This is a genomic window from Bacillota bacterium (genome assembly GCA_029961055.1).
In the GTDB taxonomy this organism is placed as follows: domain Bacteria; phylum Bacillota; class Sulfobacillia; order JAIMAT01; family JAIMAT01; genus JAIMAT01.
In genome coordinates this window covers 1-4,948 of sequence record JASBVM010000013.1, presented here as the reverse complement: position 1 = coordinate 4,948, position 4,948 = coordinate 1, and the positions used below count along the sequence as shown (strand labels likewise).

Genomic DNA, 4,948 nt, shown 5'->3' with positions numbered 1-4,948 from the left:
CATGGTCGACAGGAAGGCGGACCGGATCATCACCAGCGGCGAGAAGGTCTACCCGACCGAGGTGGAGGAGGTGCTCACCCGCCACCCCGACGTCGCCTTCGTCGCCGTCGTCGGTCTGCCCGACGAGCGGAGGGGCCAGGCGGTGACCGCCTTCGTCCAGCTCCGCCCGGAGAGCGGCCGGCCGCCGGAGGAGGTCGAGGCCGAGCTCCGCCAGCTCTGCCAGGAGAACCTGGCCGACTACAAGCGGCCGCGCACCTACCGCTTCGTGTCGGAGCTTCCCCTGGGCCCCACCGGCAAGGTGCTCCGCCGCGCGGTGGCGGCGCAGGCGTCGGCACAGCCGGCCGGGGGTCGGTAGGTGACGTCGTCCCGCACGGATCCCGGACCCATCGCTGCTCCGGGGCCGGCCGCTCCGGGGCCGGCCGGACCGCTACCGGTCGCGCGAGAGCAGGAAGGAGAGGCGCCCGAGCGGATTTTCACCGGCGCCCGGCTGGTCGTCGCCTTCTCGGCCGTCGAGCGGCCGGGGCCGGGGGAGCGGGGGGAGACAGGCGGCGCCCCCGCCGCCGGGGAGGGGCTCCAGGCGGTGGCGGTGACGCGGGGCGTGATCCGGGCCGTCGGCGACCCCGCCGAGGTTCTCGCCCTGCGCGGCCCGCGGACCGAAGTGGTCGACCTGCGGGGAGCCTGGCTCGTACCGGGTCTCGTCGACAGCCATGCCCACCTTCTGGCGCTGGGCCTGGCTGCACAGGAACTGGAGCTGGGCGGCGTGCGCTCGCTCGAAGAGCTCCAGGCGGCCCTGCGGCGGTTTGCGGCGGAGCGGCCCGACCTCCCCTGGATCGTGGGACGGGGCTGGGACGAGAGCCGCTGGCCGGGACGGCGGCTGCCGAGAGCCGGCGACCTGGAGGCGGCGGTGGCCGACCGGCCGGTGGTGCTGGAGCGGGTCTGCGGTCACGGGGCGGTGCTCAACGGCGAGGCGCTTCGCCGGAGCGGCCTCACCCGCCTGGCGGGCGACCCGCCGGGCGGCCGCATCGACCGCGACGAGCGAGGGTACCCGCTCGGCACGGTCTGGGACGCCGCCCTGGAGCGGGTCCGCTCGGTCCTGCCGCCGCCCGCGGAGGGCCGGGCCGTGGCCGCCATGCGCGCGGCGATCCGCCAGGCGCAGGCGCTGGGACTGACGCAGGTGCACAGCGAGGACCTGGGCCTCCTGGGCCCGGTGGAGCGGCAGGACCCGCTCCGCCTCTTCCGGCTCTGGCGCCGCGCCCTCGACGAGGAAGCGATCGCCGACCCGGCCTCCCCTTCGCTTCCCTCGCGCCCACCGCTCCGCCTCGGCCTGCTCCTCCGCCAGGAGGCGCTCGGCCGCATCGCCGAGGCGGGCCTCACCCTGGGAAGCGGGGACGAGTGGGCCTGGGTGGCCGGCGTCAAGTTCTTCGCCGACGGCGCCCTGGGCGGCCGGACGGCCCGGCTCAGCCGGCCCTACGCCGACGCGGCGGAGTCCGGCGACCCGGCCTGGCGCGGCCTGGCGGCGCTCCCGCCGGAGCTCCTGGCCGAGCGCGCCGCCGAGGCGGCCCGGCTCGGGCTCCCGCCCGTGGTCCACGCCATCGGCGACGCCGCGGTCGACGCGGCCCTCGCCGCCTGGGAGGCGGTGGCCCCCCGCCTGGCCACGGCCCGGGGGAGGCCGCGCCCGCGCTTCCGGATCGTCCACGCCCAGGTGCTCCGCCCCGACCAGATGGCACGGATGGCGGCGCCCGGCCTCGTCCTCGACGTCCAGCCCGGTTTCGTCCTCACCGACTCGGCCTGGGCCGAGGCGCGCCTGGGCGCGAAGCGGGCGCGGACGTCCTACGCCTGGCGCAGCCTCCTCGCCGCCGGCGCCCGCCTGGCGGGAGGCTCGGACGCTCCCGTGGAAAGCCTCCGCCCGCTGAGCGGGATCGACGCCGCCATCCGGCGCCCCCGTTCCGGCCCGGCCTCCCCGGCGCGAGAGGACCCCTGGTTCCCGGCGGAGCGGCTGAGCCCGGCCCAGGCCTTCGCCCTCTACACCGAAGGCGGTGCCTGGGCGGCGGGCCTGGAGGACCGCTTCGGCCGCATCGAGCCGGGCCGCGCGGCCGACATGACCATCTTGGCTTTCGATCCGCTTCGCGACCCCATCCCGCGGCAGGGGGGTGTGCTGGGAACCGTGGTCGCCGGGCTGCCGCGGCCGCCCGCGCCATGACCGGTCCGGGCCTTGGGCGGACAGCCCGCGGGCGCGGGTGCCGCCGCGACCGCCGGCCCGCCCGCTGCCGCGGCGTCCCCCTGGTGGCCCTCGCCGCGCTCCTCCTGGCGGTGCTCGGCGGCTGCAGCCTGTCGCGTCCTGCCGAGGGCGGCCCCGTCGTCCGCCCGCTCCCGACGCAGCCTCTTCAACCGGCTCCGGTGGCGCCCTTCGCGGAGCGGATCGACGTGGCGCGCGACGGGAGCGCGCTCTGGGTGACTTCCTCGGGCGACGTCTACGTCCAGGAAGGGGCCGGCTCCCGCGCGGCCCCGCGCAGGCTCGCGCGCGGCTGGCGTTCGGCGTTCTGGTACCGGACCGGCCTGGGTGTGATCGGGGTGCGGCGGGAGGACGGGAGCTTCGCGGTGGTCTATCGGCTCCTGGGTGGCCACGAGGAGCGGCTGGGCCGGACGGGGGCGCCGGACGCGGTCCAGGTGACGCAGGCGGGCCGGGTCGCCTGGCCGAGCGGGGACGGGTTGGCGCTGGCCGACCCGATGGCGGAGAGCCGGACCTTCGTATCCGGCGTCCTGCGTGGAGCGACGGCCTTCCGGCTGGCTCCGGACGGGAGCCAGGTGGCGCTGGCCCGCGGCGGGCGACTGGAATGCCTCAGCCTGGCCGCCGGCGGGACCGGTTCCCGGGCCCCCGTGCGGGCGCTGGGCCGCCTCGCCGGCGACCGCGCCTTCGACTGGTCCCCGGACGGCCGCTGGTTGGTCTGGGCGGCTGCGGCGGAGGGTGGGCGGCCGGGGAGCTTCGTGCTGCGCGCATGGGACAGCCGACGCGATCGGGTGGCCACACTATGGGAGGCTTCCGCCCGCGACCCGGCGGTGCGGGAGGCGGGCGTCGCCGCACTCCGCTGGCTGCCGGGGCGGAGACTCCTGCTGGTGGAGCTGGTCCGGCGGGCGGAGGGAGCCGGCGGCTCTCGCCAGCCGGCGGGACGCGAGGCCGGCGCCAGGGAGCGCCGCTATCTTCTCGTGGACTTCCAGGGCCCGGTCCAGGTCCGGCTCCTTCCCTTCGCGGGCGGCCCAGCCTGGCCCGTGGCGGACGGCAGCGGCTTCCTCTTCCTGGGGCCGGCGCACGCGCCTTCGGAGCCGGCCCGGGGCCGGCCGGCGGTCTGGGGCGTGCTGCTGCCCGAAACGCGGTGAGCTGTGCGGGTTCGCGGGTTCCGGGACGGCGTGGGGCGGTGCGGAGAGCGTGGGCTCTGGCAGCAGAGGTACATCCTGAAGAGACACCATGACGTCACTTTCTACACCATGACATCCATTCGTGCCGGAGTTCTCGGACCCCTCTCGCCGGGCGGCGCCCTCCGTCCCGCTTGCCTCTGCCACCGCACGACCACCACCGTCGCCGGCCACCGCAGCGACCGGCTTGTCGCACCCGGCCCGCCGGGATTATGCTCTAACTACCCGATACACCGTGGGGGTATCCAAGGGAGGATCCGCTCCCCACCACGCATCGTGGCGACCAGCGAACCGGGGACCGCTCCCGGGACCGGTCCGCGTGAAAGGGGGAGGCTTCGGTGGAGCCGCAGTTCCGACTGGCCGAAAAGGGGTCCGGGCAGCCCGAGCCCGGGCAGCCCGGGCAGGCGGAGGCGCCGGGCAGGCCGATGGCGCGCGTGACCCTGGACATCGAGGGCATGACCTGCGCCATGTGCGTGGCCACCATCACCGAGGGGCTCGAGGAGCTCCCCGGGACGCACTCCGTCAACGTCAACCTGGCCACGGAGAAGGCGAGCGTGGTCTACGACCCGGAGAAGGTCGACGTGCCGGCGATGATCGCGGCCGTCCGCGACCGCGGCTACGAGGTGCGCACGGCCAGGGTGAAGCTGGAGATCGAGGGCATGACCTGCTCCACCTGCGTCCAGACGAACGAGGAGGCGCTCCGCTCGCTTCCCGGCGTGATCGACGCGCGGGTCAACCTGGCCACCAACACCGCCTACGTCGAGTACAGCCCGTCGGCGGTGACGCCGCAGGAGATGGTCCGCGCCATCCGCGACGTCGGCTACGACGCCCGCCCCGCGGCGGAGGAAGGGGCGGCGCCCGAGGGCGAGAGCGTCCACGAGCGGGAGATTCGCCGCTGGCGGCGGCTGCTCTGGATCGGCGCGGTCTTCTCGGCGCCGCTCCTGGTGGCCATGATCGGCCACGCGCTGGGGGCGGAGGGCGAGCCCTGGATGCGCCTGCTCGGCAACCCCTGGCTCCAGTGGGCGCTGGCCAGTGTGGTGCAGTTCTGGCCCGGCTGGACCTTCTACCGCGACGCCTACTACAACCTGAAGCACCTGAACGCCAACATGGCGGTGCTGGTGGCGGTGGGGACGAGCGCCGCCTACGGATACAGCGTCGTCGGCCTCTTCGACCCGGCCGTCGCCCGGACCGGCTTCTACTTCGAGGTCAGCGCCATCCTGATCACGCTGGTGATCGTCGGCAAGCTGCTCGAGGCCATCGCCAAGGGGCGGACCTCCGCCGCCATCCAGGCGCTCCTCAGCCTCCAGGCCAAGACCGCCCGCGTCGTCCGGGACGGCCGGGAGGTGGACGTGCCCGTGGAGGACGTCCAGGCGGGTGACCTGGTGGTGGTCCGCCCGGGCGAGAAGATCCCGGTCGACGGCGTGGTGGTCGAGGGCTACTCGGCGGTGGACGAATCGATGCTGACCGGCGAGTCGCTGCCGAAGGAGAAGCGCGAGGGCGACGAGGTGGTCGGCGCCACGATCAACAAGACCGGCAC

Annotated in this window: 4 protein-coding genes; all 4 read left to right on the top strand. The window is 75.6% G+C overall.

Features of this window, described 5'->3' with window-relative positions; all coding sequences use genetic code 11:
• The coding region (locus tag QJR14_05440) for a fatty-acid--CoA ligase (protein MDI3317043.1) at positions 1 to 355 on the top strand (355 nt) is incomplete at its 5' end.
• Complete coding sequence (locus QJR14_05435) at positions 356 to 2,200, top strand: amidohydrolase (protein MDI3317042.1); 1,845 nt, start codon at positions 356 to 358, stop codon at positions 2,198 to 2,200.
• 83 nt (positions 2,201 to 2,283) lie between these two features.
• Entirely contained in the window at positions 2,284 to 3,375 is a 1,092-nt protein-coding gene (locus QJR14_05430; protein MDI3317041.1) for a hypothetical protein, read from the top strand.
• A 374-nt stretch (positions 3,376 to 3,749) separates the two neighbouring features.
• Positions 3,750 to 4,948 (top strand): copper ion binding protein (locus tag QJR14_05425; GenBank protein MDI3317040.1); only part of this gene is annotated, 1,199 nt, incomplete at its 3' end.